The organism is Thalassospira alkalitolerans, from assembly GCF_002115745.1.
GTDB lineage: Bacteria > Pseudomonadota > Alphaproteobacteria > Rhodospirillales > Thalassospiraceae > Thalassospira > Thalassospira alkalitolerans.
In genome coordinates this window covers 23,489-42,212 of sequence record NZ_JFKB01000015.1, presented here as the reverse complement: position 1 = coordinate 42,212, position 18,724 = coordinate 23,489, and the positions used below count along the sequence as shown (strand labels likewise).

The window sequence follows — 18,724 nt, the reverse complement described above, 5'->3', positions numbered from 1 at the left end:
ATTATCTCTCCCTCAAACTCTCATCCCGATACCGCAACATCGGCCCGAGGACATATTCCAACAAACGACGCTCACCCGTTCGGATGTTTGCCGTAACCGTCATACCCGGTTGCAGCGGCGCTTCACGCCCGTGCACCGTCAAATATTGCTGAGCCAGTTCGACCTTCTCCAAGTAAACAGGCCCTGGTTTTTCATCCACCACAGCATCTGGCGACACATCAATCACCGTGCCATCAATCGCGCCGAACTTGGTGAATTAATTAATTAAATCTGTCCCCGTTTTTACTTGCTGCCATCTGGCTTTCCATGCGCCGCATCAAAAAGGCAGTTCACCGCGAAGAGGGGTGAGGGTGTTTGGAAATCCCTTTTTATTGCGCTTGCGATTGAATTACGACGGATGAGCTTATTTTTTGCCGCAATACGACATCTGCGAATGTTTTACGACGGGCATGGTAACGCTTTTTACGTTCGGAGTATTTCTGATGCTGAGAATATCTTTTTGTGGATCAAATTTCATTTCATCTCACGTTATGGGATTTGCAGGTTGAAAATAAAAGTTGCATAGCGCACGCTGGTTATAATCATGAGCTAGTATGAGTTGTAGTGGGGGCGGGCGATGGCGAAAAACACATACCGCGTTGAGAATGTCGAATATGAGGCTGACGATTTAGATGAAGGTTCAGCAACTATCGATGCTCACCGTAAGCGTATTGAGCCTTGGTTGTCCGCTATTTTTCAAGCCGAGCATTTGAATTTATTGGTTGGTAGTGGCTTTAGTATGGGTTTAGCAAACCTTGCAGGAGCAAAAAGCGCCTCAATGGAGCGTGCGGTCATATCTGCGACATATAATGAACAGGTCAATGAGCATGCTGATATCGCTGCAAAAAAGATGGGGCGTGGTAAGGGAAATATTGAAGATCAATTTCGCTCGGCATTTGCTTTGCTCGCTGGTCTAGAGGTTCTCGACCCTAGCTCAGTTGGAGCATTAGAGAAGGAAATAAATAATTCTCTGAGCAAGTTAGCAAACGAAATTATAGAGATGGAAAGCTCTATCGTGGGATGCGAAGACCCCATAAGAAGGTTGCAGGTGCAGCGTGTGTTAGGCAGCTTTTTGCTAAGTTTCTCAAGTAGAAACGCCACTCGAGATCGGTTGCATGTATTTACTACTAATTATGACAGGTTAATCGAGTACGGTTTCGATTTGATTGGCGCTCGGTCTATAGACAGATTTGTTGGTGCGTTGGAGCCGAGGTTTAGAGCATCCAGATTTGATGTTGATATTCATTATTCACAGCCGGGGAATCGTTTTGAAGCACGGCCTCTTGAAGGGGTTGTAAGGTTCTCAAAGTTACATGGTTCACTGGACTGGTGGGCTGAAAACAACGAAATTGTACGCCGTTTCATCCCGGTGGGTGGGAGGGGGAATATGTCCCCTGAAGATTCCAGAAACCTGATGGTATTCCCAAACGCAGCGAAAGATATAGAAACGGCATTTTATCCCTACGCGGAAATGGTTCGAGATTTCTCCGCAGCTATTTGTAGGCCCAATGCAGCATTGGTCACATATGGTTATGGGTTTGGCGATGATCATCTAAATCGAATTTTACGTGACATGCTGTCTTTGCCTTCTACTCATCTGGTGATTATATCGTTCAATGATGCAGATGGTAGAATACCAGAGTTTATTGAGCGTTGTGGACGTATTTCCCAAATTACTAAACTCATAGGTCCTGATTTAGCAGGATTGACTAATCTGGTTGATTTTTTTCTTCCTAAGCCGTCGATCGATTTAATTTTCGAGCGGCAAACAAAATTGCTTGAAGGAAGAAAGAAAATTGAACCGGAGCAAGTCACCGGGGGAACGGAGTGATGCTTTCCTATGCTGCAGGGCTTCATGTTGGGACGGTTGAAGCGAGTTCATCTGTTGAAATAAAAGTTCTGTTGGAGAGGAATACTCCTCAAGATATTGCTTTCAACACCAGCCAGCCTCAGGCTTTCCCTCGAGTGAATGGTTTTATCCTTGTGCCGAACGAGGGAGGGACAGTTGTTGCGGTAATTTCGCGGATGAATATGGAGCCGGAATTACCCTCTGCAAGCAACGCTGGGGAGGTGCCGCTTCCCTCATCTCGCCGGAGGTTATATGCGACCCCCATCGGAACCATCGAGTTGTCGATGAAAAGTGGGACAGGTGAATATCGCTTGTTGAGAGGCGTTGATTCATTTCCAACTGTTGGGGACACTGTAATACTGCCGACTTTAGATCAGCTTAAAGCAATTGTTGAAGCGTCAGGCGATGACAAGCGGGTCAAAATTGGCTTGTCCCCCATCGCATCTGGGGCTCCGGTTACCGTGGATCCAGATAAGTTGTTTGGGCGTCATTTGGGAGTATTTGGAAACACTGGAAGTGGCAAATCTTGCACGGTATCTGGATTGATACGCTGGTCAATAGAGGCAGCGAAGATGCAGATTGGAGCGGGGGAATCAGTTCAAGCGCGTTTCATAGTCCTTGATCCGAACGGCGAGTACCGCAGTTGCTTTAACGATCTGGCAGACAAAGTTGATGTGAAGGTCTTTAGCGTGGAGCCAGATGTTCACAACAATGAGTCAGATTTGACTGTTCCCGCATGGTTTTGGAATGGTGAAGAGTGGGCTAGTATACTTAATGCTGCACCCGGAACTCAGCGCCCTGTACTCATGAATGCACTGAGACATCTTCGTTCTGCTGGGATGGCAGCGTTGGAAGGTGGTGATGAAGATGGTCAATTGCTGCTCGCAAGTTCACTATCAGCATTTTGTGATTATCTGCGGAGCTGTAGAGCTGCCGGTGTACAGGCATTAGGAAATTTTCCTCAATTTATAACTTTGCGGAGGAATTTGGAGGGAATACGAGACCAGCTAGATGGCGCACAAATAGTTTTAGGGATGGGGAATCTTGCACTTTCAGCCGATATCCAGTCTGGGGTGGATGTTATAGCGGCCGTGATTCAAGAATGCACGAACCAGCAAGGGTACCCTCAAGTGTTCCATGACCTTCAGATTGCCAGAATACTTGAGGCGCTAGGAAGCATTTTGGATCGATTGCCGCGGGCTGCGATTGTGTCCGGCGCATCGGAGGATATGCCTTCTTACTTCGATCTAGGCGCACTGCCTGACATGATTAATTACTTGGCTAGTGTTATGCCCGGTAATTTTTCGCAGAATATGGCTGGTCTGGATTTGCGGGTTCGTTCGTTGTTGTCTGATAGTCGGATTTCAACAGTTATTGCTCCTGAGGAAGGCCGCAGAAGTTTTCCCGAGTGGTTGGAGGGGCTTTTCGGCAATGGTGATGCCGGTAAAGGGCGGATCACTGTATTAGACCTATCCTTAGTTCCCTCTGACGTTCTGACAACAATTGTATCAGTGCTGTCTCGCTTGATCTTTGAAACAGCACAACGCTATCGCAGAGATATGGGAAGCATCTTTCCAACGGTATTGGTGCTTGAAGAAGCGCATAATTTTGTACAGCGAAGTTATGGCGACGTGACGGAGAATGCTTCTATGGCACGTTGCAGAAAAGTTTTTGAAAAAATTGCAAAGGAGGGGCGAAAGTTTGGTGTGGGGCTAGTTTTATCTTCCCAGAGACCAGCCGAACTTGCTCCGACTGTCATCGCACAGTGCAATTCGTTCATTCTTCATAGAATTGTTAACGATAGAGATCAGGATCTAGTATCCCGCTTGGCTCCTGACAGCGCGGCTATTTTACTAAAGGAACTGCCAAGTCTGCCCTCCCGTAAGGCTATATTGTTGGGAATTTCGACCGAGTTGCCGACCGTCTTTGATGTTTTGCCAATCGATGCAGAGCAAAGACCAAATTCCTCAAATCCTGACTTCTGGGATGTTTGGACAAAGAAGCGGCAAGTTGGGATTGATTTTGATAAGATTGCTGAAAACTGGTCTTCTTAAGTTCTCGCTTGATTTAATAAAAAAGAGACAGATTTATTTTTTAGATACGGATCATTCCTGCCAAGAATTCAAGTATTTGAAGAGAGCAATATATTAGCGTGTTACAGCGATCCAGGCGCTTCCGCCAAGCAGCATTCCCCCACCAACATACCCCATCATCTTTCTGCTGGAGGGTTGCAGGAAGAGCCGACGAACCTTGGTCGCCAACAGCGCATACATACCCAACACGCTGAAAACGACCATAGACGCTGAAACCATCAGGATGAGGAATTGCGAGAGGTGCGGCTGTGACGTGTCGATGAATTGCGACAAGAATGCCATGTAAAACATGATTGCCTTTGGGTTTAGCAAACCGGTAAAGAACCCGGCGCGGAGGCTCTTTGCGCGGGGTGTTTTTTCAACGGCGTCGTCAATGGGCACGCCTTGATTGCGGGCGTCACGAATACTTGCCCAGCCCAGATATGCCATGTATGCGACACCGCACCATTTTACGATTTGGAACAATTCCGTTGATGTAGCTAGGATCGCTCCCAGACCAAGGTACGATAGGACCATAACCGCAATACCGCCACCAATGTCGCCGATGATACAGAGTATCGCAGGACCAAGCCCCTTCGATAACGACTGGCTCACCACCATCAGCACGCTGGGGCCAGGTATTGCCGAGATCACAAAGTAGGCAATAGTGAAGGCCAGCCAAGTTTCTATCGTCATTTGATTACCTTGATCTTGCAATACCGAACCAATTACGAGTTCTTGCGTGTAACCATGTCCCTACCGTCGACAAAACAGCTTCGATAATGCCGTCGATCAGTCGATCAATGATGATAATGCCGCGTCAATGCTACAGCCTATCGGCTTCTCATGTCTATTGTCGCTCGGAGCAAAAAAAAGGGCACAAAAGGCGGACCGATTTATTTTTCAGATGCCGGGTTCTGAAGGCGCGGGTGTTCCGCCATCAAACCCCGCCAGCACTCCGACCCTCGGACAATCTGTAAACCGCATAGGTCATCGTCCCGACAAGCACCACCGCCCCCGCCTGATGCGCCACACCCAGCGGCAACCAAACCACACTCAGCAACGTTGAAATGCCAAGCGCGACCTGCAAACAAACCGCTGCCAGCACCAGATGGGTGGCAAAGCGTTGTTGCGGCGTCAGGCCCCATTTCCCGGCCCGCCACCAGAACAAAAGCACCATGACAAAGGTCAGTTTCGCCAGCCAGCGGTGATCCCATTGCACCGTCATATGGTCTTCAAACGGCGCCTTCCATGTCGGGTCAAACACATAAAGCCCATCGGGGATCAGTTGCCCGTCCATGAGCGGAAAGGTGTTATAGGCATAACCGGCATCCAGCCCGGCAACAAAACCACCCGAAAGCGCGGTAAAGACGATCAGCGCCAAAAGCATCCAGCCGCGTTTGGAGGCGCGGGTCGCGGCCCCGCGCGGGGCATATTGGTTCAGCCCGACCCATAAAAGTGCGATAAAAATCAACAGCGCCAGCCCGAAATGCGCGGTCAGGCGGTATTGGCTGACATCGGGGCGGTCGACAAGGCCGCTCATCACCATGTACCAGCCCATCAACCCCTGCAAACCGCCAAGGATGAACAATGCCCAAAGTTTCCATTTGGTCGCGCCATCAATGCTGCGTTTGGCTAGGAAAAAGACAAACGGGATAAAGAACACAATTCCGATCAAACGCCCCCAAAGCCGATGAATGAATTCCAGCCAGAAGATTGATTTGAAATCCTCGACCGACATCCATCCATTGATTTTCTGGAACTCGGGATATTGGCTGTATTGGCTGTAAAGCGCGGTCCAGTCGGCCGCGTTCAATGGCGGGATAATGCCGGTAAACGGGCGCCATTCCACAATCGATAAGCCCGACTCGGTCAAGCGCGTCAGCCCGCCAATCACCACCATGATAAACACCATCAATGCACAACCAAACAGCCAGATCGCCACATTTTTATGGGCGGCGGGGGCGGGGGCGGGGGTGCCGGGAAGGGCGGATGACAGGGGGCTGGTTTCGGGCATCGAAGACATCGGGCGGGAACTCTTTGTCTGTGGATCGGTGTGATGGGGCTGATGATAAAAATGCGCGCTCAATATAGGCCGGAATTTTAAAAAGTGCAGGAAAAGCTTCACGGTATTGGTTTTACGTCCGTCACCGGGAATGGATCAGAACTATAAACACGCAAATAATAGTGTTATATAAATATAAAACACATAAAAAATGTATTGAATTTGCCGATATACACACGCATAGTCATGGTCAACAAACAGAAACTTTATTTTGAGGATCGACGATGTTTCCCATCAATCTGGACCTTGCGCGCCTGTCGGTCGCGTTGGTTGGCAACGGTCGGGCGACGCTCAACCGATTGCGCCAGCTTGACGGTGATGGGGCGAAATACGTCACCGTTTATGCCGAAGACCCGATTGCCGAACTGGTGGATCAGGCCGGTGACCGGTTGCACCGCTATCTGCCAAATTCCGCCGATGTCAACGCGGCGGCGATCATGTTTATTGTTGATTTGCCGGTGGACAAAGCAGCAGAGCTTGCCGCGACGGCCAAGGCCGTCGGTACGATTGCCAATGTCGAAGACGTCAAGGAATACTGCGATTTTTTCTCGCCCGCCCGGGTTCAGCGCGGTGACCTGATGATCACGGTTTCCACCAATGGCCATAGCCCGCGTCTGGCCGGGCGTATTCGCCGTGCGCTTGAAAACTGGCTGGTGCCAAGCTGGGACAAGCGGCTGCGCGAATTATCCGACCAGCGCGAAAAATGGAAAGCCGATGGCGCGGATATGCAGAAACTTCTGAAAATGACGGATGAGTATATCGACCGTCGGGGATGGTTGTGATGACAGTCATGCGCGAAGAAGACATTGTCACCGGTGGCTCGATGTCGGTCGAAGAGGCAACGGATCGTGCCGCCGACCTTATGAAACGCTATGGCCATCTGCAGGGGATTTCCCTGATCGAACCGATGGTCCATGACGAATTCAATGGCCGGATCACCATGACGTCGTCCTTCGGGACAGAGGCCGCCGCCTTGCTGGCGCTAGTGTCCGAGGTTGATGCCAATCTGCCGGTGATCTTCCTCGATACCCGCAAGCTGTTTGGCGAAACCCATCGCTATCGCGAACAACTGGTTGATAAACTGGGCCTGACCAATATCAAAATCATGCGCCCGGATGAAAAGCTTCTGGCGGTTGATGATCCCAACGGCATGCTGTTTGCCTCTGACACCGCCAAATGTTGCTATCTGCGCAAGGTCGAACCGCTGCAACGCGCCCTGACGGGCTATGACGCATGGCTAACCGGGCGCAAGCGGTTCCATGGCGGCGAACGCGATGCCCTGCCGGTGATTGAAACCGCCGGTACACGGATCAAGATCAATCCGCTGGCCGGTTATAACCGTTCTGATATCGAAGATATCTTTGAAAACCGCGCCCTGCCGCATCACCCGCTAGAGGCCGAAGGATACCTATCCATCGGCTGCATGCCGTGTACCGATCGGGTTGATCCCGGCACCACCGATGTCCGCGCCGGTCGTTGGGCCGGGCAGGACAAAACCGAATGCGGTATTCATTATATTATCTGATGATCTGACGGATGCCTTGGCGATCAGACTTTAATGGCCTTGCTCGGATTAACCGGGCAAGGCCAAGTTTTATTGTGGGTCAGATCAGTTTACAAAGGCGGTTTGGCCACCGATGAGGACATCAATAACCGCAATGTCGCGCATCTTCATATAAGCGCTATCGGCGTTCATTGTGACCGGATCCTCTGCCAAAATCACCAGATCGGCCAGTTTCCCGGCTTCCAGTGACCCGATAAGATGGTCTGCGTGGCATTGCCATGCGGAATTAAAGGTCACCGCAGCAAGAGCCTGGGCCGATGTGATGCGCTCCTGATCATTTAGAACAGGAATATCGCTATCATGCGTTGGTGCTGTGCCATCTGCTTTACGATAGCCTTCCATTTTCCGTGTTACGGCTTGTTCCATCATGCGCAGCGGGCCAAGAGGGGAAACCGCACAATCACTATGCAAGGTAAAGCAGATATTGCGCAGTGCCGCGCTGTTGCAGCGGTCAAGTTGTTGTTCGGCTTTCTGTTTGAAAATGTAATTGTCAAACGTCCAGCCCCAATATCCGACATGACCGATCAGGAAGCTTGGATTGATTTTCAGTTCTGCAATCCGTTCCAGCCGGTCATCGGTCAAAAGCGAGCAATGTTCGATACGGTTGCGCAAATCATCGGCTGAGATATCGCTATATTTTGCTGTGGCACCGCCATAGGCTTGCAGCACATATTCAATGGCGCGTTCACCATTGGCATGAACCATCAACGGCCATTTGTTTTGCCAGGCTGCGCCGACAAGGTCGATAAATTCGACAGGGGCGTTAATCGGTGTGCCCTTGCTGGTGTCGCCGTCGTCATCGCCGTCGCCAGTGGCAAAGTTATACAGGCCATAGTTATTTTCTGGCGGGCAGGCATACGGATCAATCTGATACCCGGTTAACCCTTGGTTGGAGCCGTCCGATACAATTTTCAGGCTGCCGTAATAAAGGTTCAGCGAGCCGATGTTATAGGGGGTTTTTGCATCTGGCTTGGTCGGGGCCGAGAAAGATTTGTCGGTTGGGACATCTTTGCTTGTGGCAACGAGCTTTGCCATGCCGATGCGTGGGCAGGGCCAGTTTTCAAAAAGATTTTTTTCGACAACAAGGGTGCCGTGGATGATTTTTTCAAACGAGTCCTGCATGCCTGCGTCATAAACCATTGTGACGCCGCGCTGCTGGGCAACCTTTAGCATCTTGATCAGATTTTTCGGAATGTTGAGTGCGATTTCGGCAAGCTGCTCTTTATGGATGGATTGCATTGCCGGTGTCATTTCAGCCAGTTCCTGAAGCACACCATTGGTTTGAGTGATATAGGCATTTTCGGAGCTGTATCTTTTACGAAGCTCGGTTTCGTTTTTCTGCCATATGGCTTCCAGGGCCGGTGTGTTGGCATAGGCGGTATGTTCGGATGCTGAAATCAAAAGGATCGGAATGTCGGAGCTAATCGCATCAAGGAAGCTTTTGTCGATACAGTCCAATAGCGTTTTGCCATTTGCATCATCGGGGAAATTTGACATCAGCGATACATCAACGCCATCGCCCAAAAGCCACCAGCCCGATTTTACCTTTTGAACGTCGCTTAGAAGTGCGTTTTTCAGTTCGCTCAGATTGTAGTTGGGCCGAAGGCGCTGTGCGGTCATTTCTGGGCATTGAGTTTCGGAACTCAGCGGATAATCGCCAAACGGGGAATAATCATTGAATTCCAGCATGACAGGTGAAGTTGTCAGGTGCAGATGCGATTCGATCATGCCGGGAATGACGCATTGCCCGGCTTCCAGCGCCCGAATTTCGAGTGCGGGCGCATCGCTATCTTGTCGTTGGATGTTCTTTGCCGCCTGTTGGGCATCAACCAGCGCGCCAGAAAAAACAATTTCGTCCTGATAAACAAGAATTGCTTCTGTCGTCGCATTGCCATCCCCCCCGACGACGGTACGAATGGTGCCAGCCCCATCATTATTGTGGATCAGCAGGAGGGTCGCCGGTTTTTGGGTGGCTGCGTTTGGCGATGCCGTGGCAGGTGAATCGGTTTTAAGGATTCCGTTTTTAATTGCGTTGTTAACCAGCGCCTCAGCGGCAAGGTTATGACAGCCGCAGCTTAATTCGTGATCGCAGTGATGAGACATGGGGTGCATCCAAAAATTGTTACGTAACAATCTTATTACACCAATGATTGTATCAACATTCGCCCATGCGATCCAGCAACATATTTACCTAATATAAAATGTCAAAATCTTGTTCAGTGTAAACCGCCGGCCTAACGAAAGTGCCGCGCCGTCAAATCGTAATCCCCTGCAATTTCCGAAACAGCGTCACCGCATAGCGGTCCGTCATGCCGGAAATATAATCCATTACCCGCAGGATTCGGGGGTAAAGCCCGTCGGCCTCGGAAAGCTTGCCCGATAACAGCTTGTCGATCCTATCGGCCTGTGGCGGCAGGCGCTTGCCGTGGGTTTTATGTTCTTCGATGTCAATCGCCGCCCGGACAAAGCTGTTGAGCAAGCCGTTGATCACCTCGAACCCGGCCATCTCAATCGGCAGGACATGCGGTGCGTTGTAAATCTTGTCCACCGCCAATGTTTTGCAGTTTTTGGCATCGACGCCAAGCGGCGTATTGGCCAGCAAATCACCCTTTAAGCTGCCCGATAGCAAGGCATCCTCGTTTTCAATAAACGCATCCACCGCCGCCTTGACCAGATTGCCAATCGCCTTGCCGCGCAAAAAGCCGATCCGGTCATTTTCCGATTTCTCGGCATACCATGGCTCGGCCTTCAAATCGGCCCAGCGTTTCTGCGCATCGCCATCGTATTTTTCCGGGTGGCGGGCAATCGGCGCCAGGGCACGTTCGACTTCCTCGAAGGTGACGCATTTAAGCTCCCAACCATCTTCAAGATCGACCACCGAATAGCAAATATCATCGGCCGCTTCGACAAGATACACCAGCGGATGGCGCCGCCATGCCCCGTCAAATCCGTCCAGCGGCGATAACCCGCAAACCCGCGCAATCGCCTGGGCAATCTCGCGCTCGGCCTGATAATATCCCGGCTTCTTAAGCCCGGTATATTCTTTGCGACGACTATCGGGAACGGAGGTACTGCGCGGATATTTGATAAAGCTGCCAAGCGTCCCGTACGTCAGGTTAAGCCCACCGTCAAACCGCTTCATTTCAAGCTGACTGATAATGCGCAACCCCTGCGCATTGCCTTCAAAATGCCGAAGGTCTTCAAGCTCCGGCCCCGAAAGGCGGCCCGACCCGGTCAGTTCTTCTTTCGCCAGCCGTGAATTGGTGAACCATTCATTGATCGCATCCTCGCCGGAATGCCCGAACGGTGGATTGCCAATGTCATGCGCCAAACAGGCCGCCTGCACCATATAACCAATATCGGCAATGGTAATCGGGCTGTCCTTGGGAAGATGTTTGACAATATGCGCCCCCGCCATAAGGCCAAGCGACTGCCCGACCGATCCAACCTCGATCGTGTGGGTCAGGCGGGTATGGACATGATCATTTTCCGAAAGAGGATGAACCTGTGTCTTGTTTTGAAGACGCCGGAACGAGGATGAAAAAATGATCCGGTCAACATCAATCTGAAACGGGCTTCGCCCATCCGGGCTTGGATGCGGGTCGCCCTCTGGCAGGGCGATTTTGCCATCGCGAAACTCAAGCCGATGTGGCGAAAGCAGATTTTCCCAGCGCATTTTATCGCCGGGTTGTTGCGCAGGCGACGCCAAAGTCATGGCGGTGCGACTCCCTGTCCGTGTTTGCATTTATCCTTGGCGGTAACTGTAACGGGGCAGGGAGTCGGGCGCAATCGATCAAACGGTTGCGCCCAAAGATAGGGACCGCCGCAATGGCCTAGCCAAAGAACCAGCTTTGCGGGTCATCAATCGGGCGGCCATTCATCGCACGCAACAGGCCAATCACATTACGCCCGATAAACCACGCGGTGGTATAAAGCCCCATCAGGCCAACAATCGCCCAACCCAAAAGCGGAACCCAGCCGATCATCAGGGTAAAGAAGCCCAAAATAACCGCATACAGGATGCTGATCCAAAACGTGCGGATGACGAATGTGTAATGGCTGTTGGTCCAGTGATCATCGTCTTCGCGCACGACATAGGCGACGATCAGCGCGATCAAACCGGTGGCAAAGGCGGTAAACAGGGTGGCGATCATCAGGGCATAGCACACCACCGCCGTATTGCCGCCGCGCGTATCTGCATATTGCGGGGCCGTCTCAAACGATGCATCGCGTCCACTCGTCTGTTCGCTCATCGGTATTCATCCTGTGTTATGGGGCCGTTTCAAACCACGGCTCTTTCCACCATATAGCGAGAAAATTACCAAATGCTATCTCTGGTGGCTTGGGGCGGATCATAAACGGGCATTTTGCCATGATAACGTGAATTTCATCGGTTTTTACCCGGTTTTGCCTCGACTCTTGCGAATTCGGCCTTACATTTGGCGTCATATCATCAAATGACCAAGAATAAGGATTTCCGCATGTTGGACTATGATTTTGATCTGTTTGTCATCGGTGCCGGATCGGGCGGTGTGCGCGCCGCCCGTGTTGCATCGGGCTATGGTGCCAAGGTCGCCATTGCCGAGGAAAGCCGCGTTGGCGGCACCTGTGTTATTCGCGGCTGTGTCCCGAAAAAGCTTTTGGTCTACGGCGCGCATTTTGCCGAGGATTTCGAAGATGCAAGCGCCTATGGCTGGACCCTTCCGGGGGAACCGACCTTTAGCTGGAAGACCCTGATTGCCAATAAGGACAAGGAAATTGACCGTCTGAATGGCATTTATAAAAAGCTTCTGGCCGGATCGAATATCGAATTATTCGAAAGCCGGGCGGTGCTCAAAGATGCCCATACCATTGCAGTTGGCGATAAAACCGTCACGGCGGATCGCATCCTGATTGCGGTCGGCGGCACGCCAACCCTGCCCGATATTCCGGGTATCGAACATGCGATTTCGTCCAACGAGGCATTTCACCTAGAAGACCTTCCCGAACGCATTGCCGTGGTCGGCGGCGGTTATATCGCGGTTGAATTCGCCGGGATTTTTGCCGGTCTTGGTGCCAAGGTCACGCAGTTCTATCGCGGCGAACAAATCCTGCGCGGTTTTGATCACGATGTCCGCACCCACCTTGCCGGGGAAATCGTCAAAAAGGGCATCGACCTTAAACTCCATACCAATGTCACCGCGATTGACAAAAATGATGATGGCTCGCTAACCCTAACGCTTACCGGCGGCGGCCATCAAATTGTCGATGCGATCATGTTCGCCACCGGGCGGCAGCCAAAAACCCATGGCATGGGCCTTGAACAGGTCGGGGTGGAACTTAAAAACAATAGTGCCATCATCACCAATGATGCCCTTCAAACCAGTGTCGCCAATATCTATGCGGTTGGCGATGTGCGCGATCATGTGCAATTGACTCCGGTCGCGATTAAGGAAGGCATGGCCTTCGCCGATAGCGTCTTTGGCGGCAAGCCCTGGTCGATGGCCTATCAAGCCATCCCGACGGCAGTCTTCAGCCAACCCCCGGTCGGCACGGTCGGGCTTAGCGAAGAAGACGCGCGCGCCAAGGGCGGCGAAGTGGTGATTTTCAAATCCACCTTCAAACCGATGCGCCATACCCTTTCGGGCCGCGATGAAAAAACGCTGATGAAACTGATCGTCGATAAAACCACCGACGTGGTTTTGGGCGCGCATATGGTCGGCCCGGACGCGGCCGAAATCATCCAGGGCATCGGCATCGCGGTCCGCATGGGGGCGACCAAAGCCCAGTTCGACCAAACCGTCGCGGTCCATCCCTCGGCGGCGGAAGAATTCGTCACCATGCGCTTCCCGGTCGGCGATTAAAACACCGGCCAACACCGCCCACCCAAGGTCATTCCCGCAACGGCGGGAATTCAGACGGCGGTGCGACAGGTTCCACCAATGATCGGAACCGTAAACACATTTAAGGCGGCATCCCAACGGTGCCGCCTTTTTCATTTTCAAGCGAGAGGGCAAGAGTTAAAGCCCGGTCTCCGTGGCAAAGGGCCGCCCACGCTTTTTGCGCATTAGGCTATCGACGGGCTGCGCATCCGGATCGGCATTCGCAGCTTCGGTAATTGCGGTATCTTCTTCGTCTGTCATTTCCGCGAGGCTCTTTTGCGCCGCCCGCCGAACATCTTCAAGTTTAGCCGACATAGACTTCAGCCTCCCAAAGGTTGTCTTTTCCTGCTAATGTTTCCCCGTTTTGCACGAGAATGATCTGGCATGAAGATAAGCAGGGTATCGTGAAAGTCTACTTTGGTTCCGTTGGTTTTTTAGTCTTATTTCTCTCTTTCTTTAATGCGCCATTGGCAGCAGCAAAGTCGCTGACCTTATGCGATGAGATTGGTTCTCTGGGGTTTGATGATGCCCGTGTGAGCCGTCCTGTTCCTATTGAAGATTACAATCCATTTGATGTCGCTCCCGCTTGCGAGAAAGCCTTGGTTGCGGAGCCTGAAAACCCACGATTCCATTTTCAGTTGGGGGTTGCGATGGCGTTGTTGCTTAACCCTGATAAGGCGCTGGAGCATTTGGAAATTGCGGCAGCGAAAGACTATGATGCAGCCCACAAATTTTTGAAGATGTTTGACAAAAAGATGGCGGAGCAGATGAATGGCTCTTCATCTCAGTCTGCTGATAATTCAGATACTGTGCTTGATCAATGTGACCGTATCGGTGCGATACCCATCGACACAAGAAGCGTTGGGCAACCGGTTCCCCACAAGGAATATAACGCCCAAGCGGTTGAGGTTGCCTGTCGAAAGGCGCTGGAGGCTAATCCAGATAATCCAAGATTTCACTTCCAGCTAGGTATGGCTCTTTTGGGAACCGGGAAGGTGAGCGATGCTTTGGATCATTTGAAATTTGCCGCAGATAATAACTATGTTGCAGCGCGCCTAGCTTTGGCAAAATTTGATGAAAACATGGGAAAATAAGGGCTGAATATTACTCTTGGCGAAGAGGGGGAGTGAAATCAAAAAGAGTAGAAACAGGATGATTTATTTTCCGAATAGAACTTTAGGAGCGATGTAGATGGCATATTCGGGAATTCGTAATGCTAAAATAAATATTTCCCCTTTTTTCCTGTTATGTAAAATGAGTTCTTTAAGTTCTTTTTGTCGGGGAACATATCAATACCTTCTAGATCTCCTGTGGTGCTAGTTTGTGCCTTAGGTTGCATCTTATCAACTGATTATACTGTCAAATCCAGCGGTAGATCACTAATATCTTTTAGTCTTTTGCCGTCAATCATGGTCTCTAATGTGTCTAGTGCATCATGAAGTTCGAGTTCCTGATATGTTTGCTGCAATTCGTTAAGAGCAAAATGATAAACACAGTCCATATCACCTGTACCGAGGGCTAATGATGCAATACGTCCTGCCATAGGTTCTGCGGTCACCGCGACAATATGAGGAACTCTTCCTTTTCTGCTGCGAATTAGGTTGAGTGCTTCTGTTCTGGTATTTTGTGCTCGGTCAGAACGCATCGTAAATTTGCAGGAGACGCTGGCGTGTAGTAAGAAGCTCGGATGTCTTGGGTCGTTGTGATTTACTTTCCGAATCGCCGTTTTTCGTGCTGTATAGTTATCCACAAGCATTTCTGAACTGTTGATTTCTTCATCGGACAATGGAGATCGGGCTACAACAATGTCTGGTTTAATCGTGTAACCTTCGCCAAGGAATGTTCTCAGTTCATTGTTTGTTGACATGAGTCGTTCTAAGTCATTTAAATGAGAGTATTGCTCAAAATTACCTAAGTAATTACCATCCTTTGTAATATGCCAATTTCCAGGTCGAATATGATTAAGTTTTAAAAATGTGGCTATCAGGTAATTTTTGCAGATAACTTCAAATTGATCTCCTAGTGATTGACCTTTCGGTTTTTTTGTTAGTTTGTTTGCGTCAGTTTTGGTGTTCACGCATATTAGGTTTGTTAAGTGGTTTGCTATAGCCACACTTCCTTTGTTCCCGATGTCTGCGATGCAGGATATGTAATTTACGCCGTGTTTTTTTGCATGTTCTACAGATGCTTTGGAAAAGCAAAGTATATTATTTTCCAGCAATATCTTGTGAAAATTTTTTCGCTCTAAACTTAGTAAACTCATTTATTCTGCTGCCTCTAGTTTCTTCGTTAATTTAGTGTCACCCAATTTAATTGCCTTTTGGATTGCTTTACCAAGAGATTCTGCAACTGGTGGCGGAAATGCATTGCCAATTTGTCTGTATGAATTTGTTTTTGCACCGGTGAATTCCCAAAAATCGGGGAAACCTTGTATTCTTGCGACCATGCGAACAGTTAGCATAGGCATGTAGTCGTAACCTGTGCGTGTGGTTCCATTTCTTAATTTGTAATTCTTAAAATCTTTGCCCGGTATTTCATCTTCGTTGGCAATTCTGTGCCCATTTACGTAGAGCTTTTGCCACTCATTCTTTGCACGTGTTGGGCCAAGGTCAGGACCCCCATGTTTCTTTGATCCACCGACAATTGTCGGTGCAATACCATTTGCCTTCTTTTTCCAGTCATCAGCAAGCTTCCAGCCTTTTGAGGCAATAAGGTCGAAGAGAAGTTCCCCAATTGTTTTTGGTTTGTTGATCGTGGGCGACGGCCATTGAAAATACTGTTTGTAGGGGGATTTGAAGCCGATAAGAATTGCTCGGGCTCTTTTTTGTGAGACACCAAAATCACTGGATTGGATGCGTTTCCATTCAGCTGAGTAACCGAGACGGTTTAATTTTCTTTGTAGTTTAGAGCGATACTCATCAAAATCTGACGTAAGAAGACCGTCAACATTTTCTAGCATTATGGCTTTTGGTCGAACTTTGTTAATTAATTCTAGCGCCGTTGGGAAGAGGTCTCGTTCATCTTTTGGTCCGAGCTTTAACCCAGCTTTACTAAAAGGAGGGCAAGGTACTCCGCCAGCAACCAGATCAATTTTTCCGTAATATTCTTCTGCTTGGTTTTCAACAAATTTCTTTAGGTCTTGCTCTAATATATTTCCCCAATTTAAGCTGTGTTTCTTATTGTTTAATTTTAAAGTGGCGCATGCGTCTGAGTCGATTTCCACCAAAACAACATGTTTTGCACCTGCATTGTGCAAACCTAACGCTTGCCCTCCGGCACCTGCACATATTTCAATGGTTCTCATTTAGCTCTAACCTAATGCAATCAGAATACGGTGATGTGGATACGTTCTTAATTGGAACATTATATCTTGAAATGAGTTGCTGTGTCGAAAATTTCCAAGAGGCAAAATGATGCGATTTTCTGAATTGAGAAAAGGGGACGTGAGAAAAGGGGACGGATTTATTTATTGCCTGACCCCATTCAACGTGCGGGGCGTCCAGCGCCATGCCGACCATCACCAGCTTCCCGCGATCCATCTTGTCCTGTGCGATGCGGGCGGTTGAATTGTTTGACGGTTTGGGGATTTTGATCCATAAATAGATCTTAATAAATTATTGTGATCTATTTATGGATCAAAATTAAACATGCCAAAAGTATCAAGCAAGGCCATATCCCGATATGCAATGGATGCCGTCAAGCTAATCGGTATGCTCATTCACAATGCACGGGTCGAGAAGGGGATGACAATCGCCGAACTGGCAGAGCGCGCCGGTGTATCGCGCGGTCTTGTCCAAAGGACTGAGGCTGGCGAAGCCGGAACCGCAATTGGTTCTGTTTTTGAGTTGGCGGCATTGGTCGGCGTCAGTCTGTTTGAACTTGATGACAAAGGCATCGCACGCCATGTCCGTGCAGAGCGTGACAAGGTGTCTCTCTTGCCTCAATCTGTCCGAAAATCCTCGGCAGGGGTGAGTGATGATTTCTGATGCTGTGCCCGCATCCCCTCAGCAAGCCTATGTCTGGGTTTGGCTTCCTGACAAGACGGAACCGGTCGTTGCGGGCGTAATCACCAAGGGGAATGGTCGTTACGATTTTAACTATGGTCAATCCTATTTGAAGCGGCCTGACGCGTTCCCTCTGTACGAACCTGAACTCCCCTTGAAGGCCGGAAATATACACCCTCTTGATCGTCTGTTCATGGCGGGATGCCTGCGCGATGGCGCACCGGATGCGTGGGGGCGTCGCGTCATCCTCAATCAGGTTTATGGCAAGACCGGGCAGGTTGCGGACGTCGACACCCTGGACGAGTTTGCATATATGCTGATGTCGGGTTCAAACCGCATTGGCGCACTCGATTTCCAAGCCTCTCCAACAACTTATGTTGCACGCCAAGCGCAATCGACGTCACTGGGTGAGTTGCTCAATGCGGCTGACATGGTGGACCAGGGGCTTGCACTTTCCCCGGATCTTGAACGGGCATTGCTGCATGGCACGTCGCTGGGCGGCGCTCGGCCGAAAGCCGCAATTGAGGATGACGGGCAAATGATGATCGCCAAGTTCTCATCCTCGACTGACACCTATAATGTCGTCAAAAGCGAATGCGTTGCCATGCGGCTTGCGGCCTTGGTTGGTATCAATGTCGCGCCGGTTCGGCTGGTAAAAACAATGGGCAAAGATGTCCTTCTTGTTGAACGCTTCGACCGGGTGAAAACCGATGCCGGGTGGCTGCGCAAGGCACAGGTTTCTGCACTTACAATTTTTGAACTTGATGAAATGATGGCCCGCTACGCCAGCTACGAAGACCTGACGCATCAAATCCGGCACCGCTTCACGTCACCAAGGGAAACACTGCGCGAGCTGTTTAACCGGCTTGTGTTCAACATCTTGTGTGGCAACACGGATGACCATGCACGCAATCATGCGGCCTTCTGGGATGGTAAGGCCCTGACGCTTACCCCAGCCTATGACATCTGCCCGCAGAACCGTGTTGGCCAAGAGGCCAGTCAGGCGATGAAAATTGTCGGGGATGAAAATGCCAGCAAGATATCGGTGTGCCTGCAAGCGGCCGGGAATTTTATGCTATCCAAGGATGATGCCATTGCGATTGTCAAACATCAGATTATGACCATCAAGGCAAGCTGGGATGCTGTATGTACGGAGGCCTCATTATCTGAAATTGACGCTAACCTTCTTAAGGCAAGAATGTTCCTGAATGAGTATGCGTTTTACGATACCTCTGAAGAATTGCAGGGGCTCGGTTGGGGCGCTGCGTAA

The 18,724-nt window shown here is 50.1% G+C and carries 17 protein-coding genes; 8 read left to right on the top strand and 9 right to left on the bottom strand.

The window, feature by feature from the left end; genetic code table 11:
* Window position 1: 1 nt before the first annotated feature.
* Window positions 2-238, bottom strand: coding sequence for a beta-barrel domain-containing protein (locus tag TALK_RS22460; RefSeq protein ID WP_483887651.1), 237 nt, complete (start codon window positions 236-238; stop codon window positions 2-4).
* A 378-nt stretch (window positions 239-616) separates the two neighbouring features.
* On the opposite strand from TALK_RS22460, the gene TALK_RS17780 reads away from it, so the two are divergent.
* Window positions 617-1,870 (top strand): SIR2 family protein, encoded by a 1,254-nt coding sequence (locus TALK_RS17780; protein WP_085620495.1) that lies wholly within the window; start codon window positions 617-619, stop codon window positions 1,868-1,870.
* On the top strand, window positions 1,870-3,942 hold the full coding sequence (locus TALK_RS17775) for an ATP-binding protein (RefSeq protein WP_085620494.1): 2,073 nt from the start codon (window positions 1,870-1,872) through the stop codon (window positions 3,940-3,942). The genes TALK_RS17780 and TALK_RS17775 overlap by 1 nt, the downstream gene beginning before the upstream one ends.
* Before the next feature lie 93 nt (window positions 3,943-4,035).
* Here the strand turns inward: TALK_RS17775 and TALK_RS17770 are convergent, their stop codons facing one another.
* A complete protein-coding gene (locus TALK_RS17770; protein WP_085620493.1) occupies window positions 4,036-4,656 on the bottom strand; it encodes a LysE family translocator in 621 nt (206 codons plus the stop codon).
* A gap of 244 nt (window positions 4,657-4,900) precedes the next feature.
* Window positions 4,901-5,986, bottom strand: a complete 1,086-nt coding sequence (locus TALK_RS17765; protein ID WP_245830023.1) for a COX15/CtaA family protein — start codon at window positions 5,984-5,986, stop codon at window positions 4,901-4,903.
* 263 nt (window positions 5,987-6,249) lie between these two features.
* Here TALK_RS17765 and TALK_RS17760 point away from each other — a divergent pair, with 263 nt between their 5' ends.
* Together TALK_RS17760 and TALK_RS17755 are read left to right on the top strand one after the other, a co-directional pair.
* A complete protein-coding gene (locus TALK_RS17760; protein WP_085620492.1) occupies window positions 6,250-6,807 on the top strand; it encodes a precorrin-2 dehydrogenase/sirohydrochlorin ferrochelatase family protein in 558 nt (185 codons plus the stop codon).
* Window positions 6,807-7,550: a phosphoadenylyl-sulfate reductase gene (locus TALK_RS17755; protein ID WP_245830022.1), complete on the top strand. Its 744-nt coding sequence runs from the start codon at window positions 6,807-6,809 to the stop codon at window positions 7,548-7,550. The genes TALK_RS17760 and TALK_RS17755 overlap by 1 nt, the downstream gene beginning before the upstream one ends.
* Window positions 7,551-7,634: 84 nt before the next feature.
* Here the strand turns inward: TALK_RS17755 and TALK_RS17750 are convergent, their stop codons facing one another.
* From TALK_RS17750 to TALK_RS17740, 3 genes are all read right to left on the bottom strand, one after another.
* Window positions 7,635-9,692: an amidohydrolase gene (locus TALK_RS17750; RefSeq protein ID WP_169715070.1), complete on the bottom strand. Its 2,058-nt coding sequence runs from the start codon at window positions 9,690-9,692 to the stop codon at window positions 7,635-7,637.
* A 151-nt stretch (window positions 9,693-9,843) separates the two neighbouring features.
* Window positions 9,844-11,304 (bottom strand): deoxyguanosinetriphosphate triphosphohydrolase, encoded by a 1,461-nt coding sequence (locus TALK_RS17745; RefSeq protein ID WP_245830021.1) that lies wholly within the window; start codon window positions 11,302-11,304, stop codon window positions 9,844-9,846.
* Between the two features lie 118 nt (window positions 11,305-11,422).
* Window positions 11,423-11,842, bottom strand: coding sequence for a DUF4870 family protein (locus TALK_RS17740; protein ID WP_085620489.1), 420 nt, complete (start codon window positions 11,840-11,842; stop codon window positions 11,423-11,425).
* A gap of 228 nt (window positions 11,843-12,070) precedes the next feature.
* Here TALK_RS17740 and gor point away from each other — a divergent pair, with 228 nt between their 5' ends.
* A complete protein-coding gene (gene gor / locus TALK_RS17735; RefSeq protein WP_085620488.1) occupies window positions 12,071-13,432 on the top strand; it encodes a glutathione-disulfide reductase in 1,362 nt (453 codons plus the stop codon).
* Window positions 13,433-13,588: 156 nt separating this feature from the next.
* Here the strand turns inward: gor and TALK_RS22160 are convergent, their stop codons facing one another.
* Complete coding sequence (locus TALK_RS22160) at window positions 13,589-13,765, bottom strand: hypothetical protein (RefSeq protein WP_169715069.1); 177 nt, start codon at window positions 13,763-13,765, stop codon at window positions 13,589-13,591.
* An 89-nt stretch (window positions 13,766-13,854) separates the two neighbouring features.
* On the opposite strand from TALK_RS22160, the gene TALK_RS17730 reads away from it, so the two are divergent.
* The gene (locus TALK_RS17730) at window positions 13,855-14,544 is read left to right on the top strand and encodes a tetratricopeptide repeat protein (RefSeq protein WP_169715068.1); all 690 of its coding nucleotides are present in this window, start codon (window positions 13,855-13,857) and stop codon (window positions 14,542-14,544) included.
* Window positions 14,545-14,801: 257 nt separating this feature from the next.
* Here TALK_RS17730 and TALK_RS17725 read toward each other — a convergent pair whose 3' ends face one another.
* Window positions 14,802-15,713, bottom strand: coding sequence for an NgoMIV family type II restriction endonuclease (locus TALK_RS17725; RefSeq protein WP_085620486.1), 912 nt, complete (start codon window positions 15,711-15,713; stop codon window positions 14,802-14,804).
* Complete coding sequence (locus TALK_RS17720; protein ID WP_085620485.1) at window positions 15,714-16,754, bottom strand: DNA cytosine methyltransferase; 1,041 nt, start codon at window positions 16,752-16,754, stop codon at window positions 15,714-15,716.
* A gap of 343 nt (window positions 16,755-17,097) precedes the next feature.
* Here TALK_RS17720 and TALK_RS17715 point away from each other — a divergent pair, with 343 nt between their 5' ends.
* On the top strand, window positions 17,098-17,436 hold the full coding sequence (locus TALK_RS17715) for a helix-turn-helix domain-containing protein (RefSeq protein WP_085620484.1): 339 nt from the start codon (window positions 17,098-17,100) through the stop codon (window positions 17,434-17,436).
* Complete coding sequence (locus TALK_RS17710) at window positions 17,426-18,724, top strand: type II toxin-antitoxin system HipA family toxin (RefSeq protein ID WP_085620483.1); 1,299 nt, start codon at window positions 17,426-17,428, stop codon at window positions 18,722-18,724. Before TALK_RS17715 ends, TALK_RS17710 begins: the two co-directional genes overlap by 11 nt.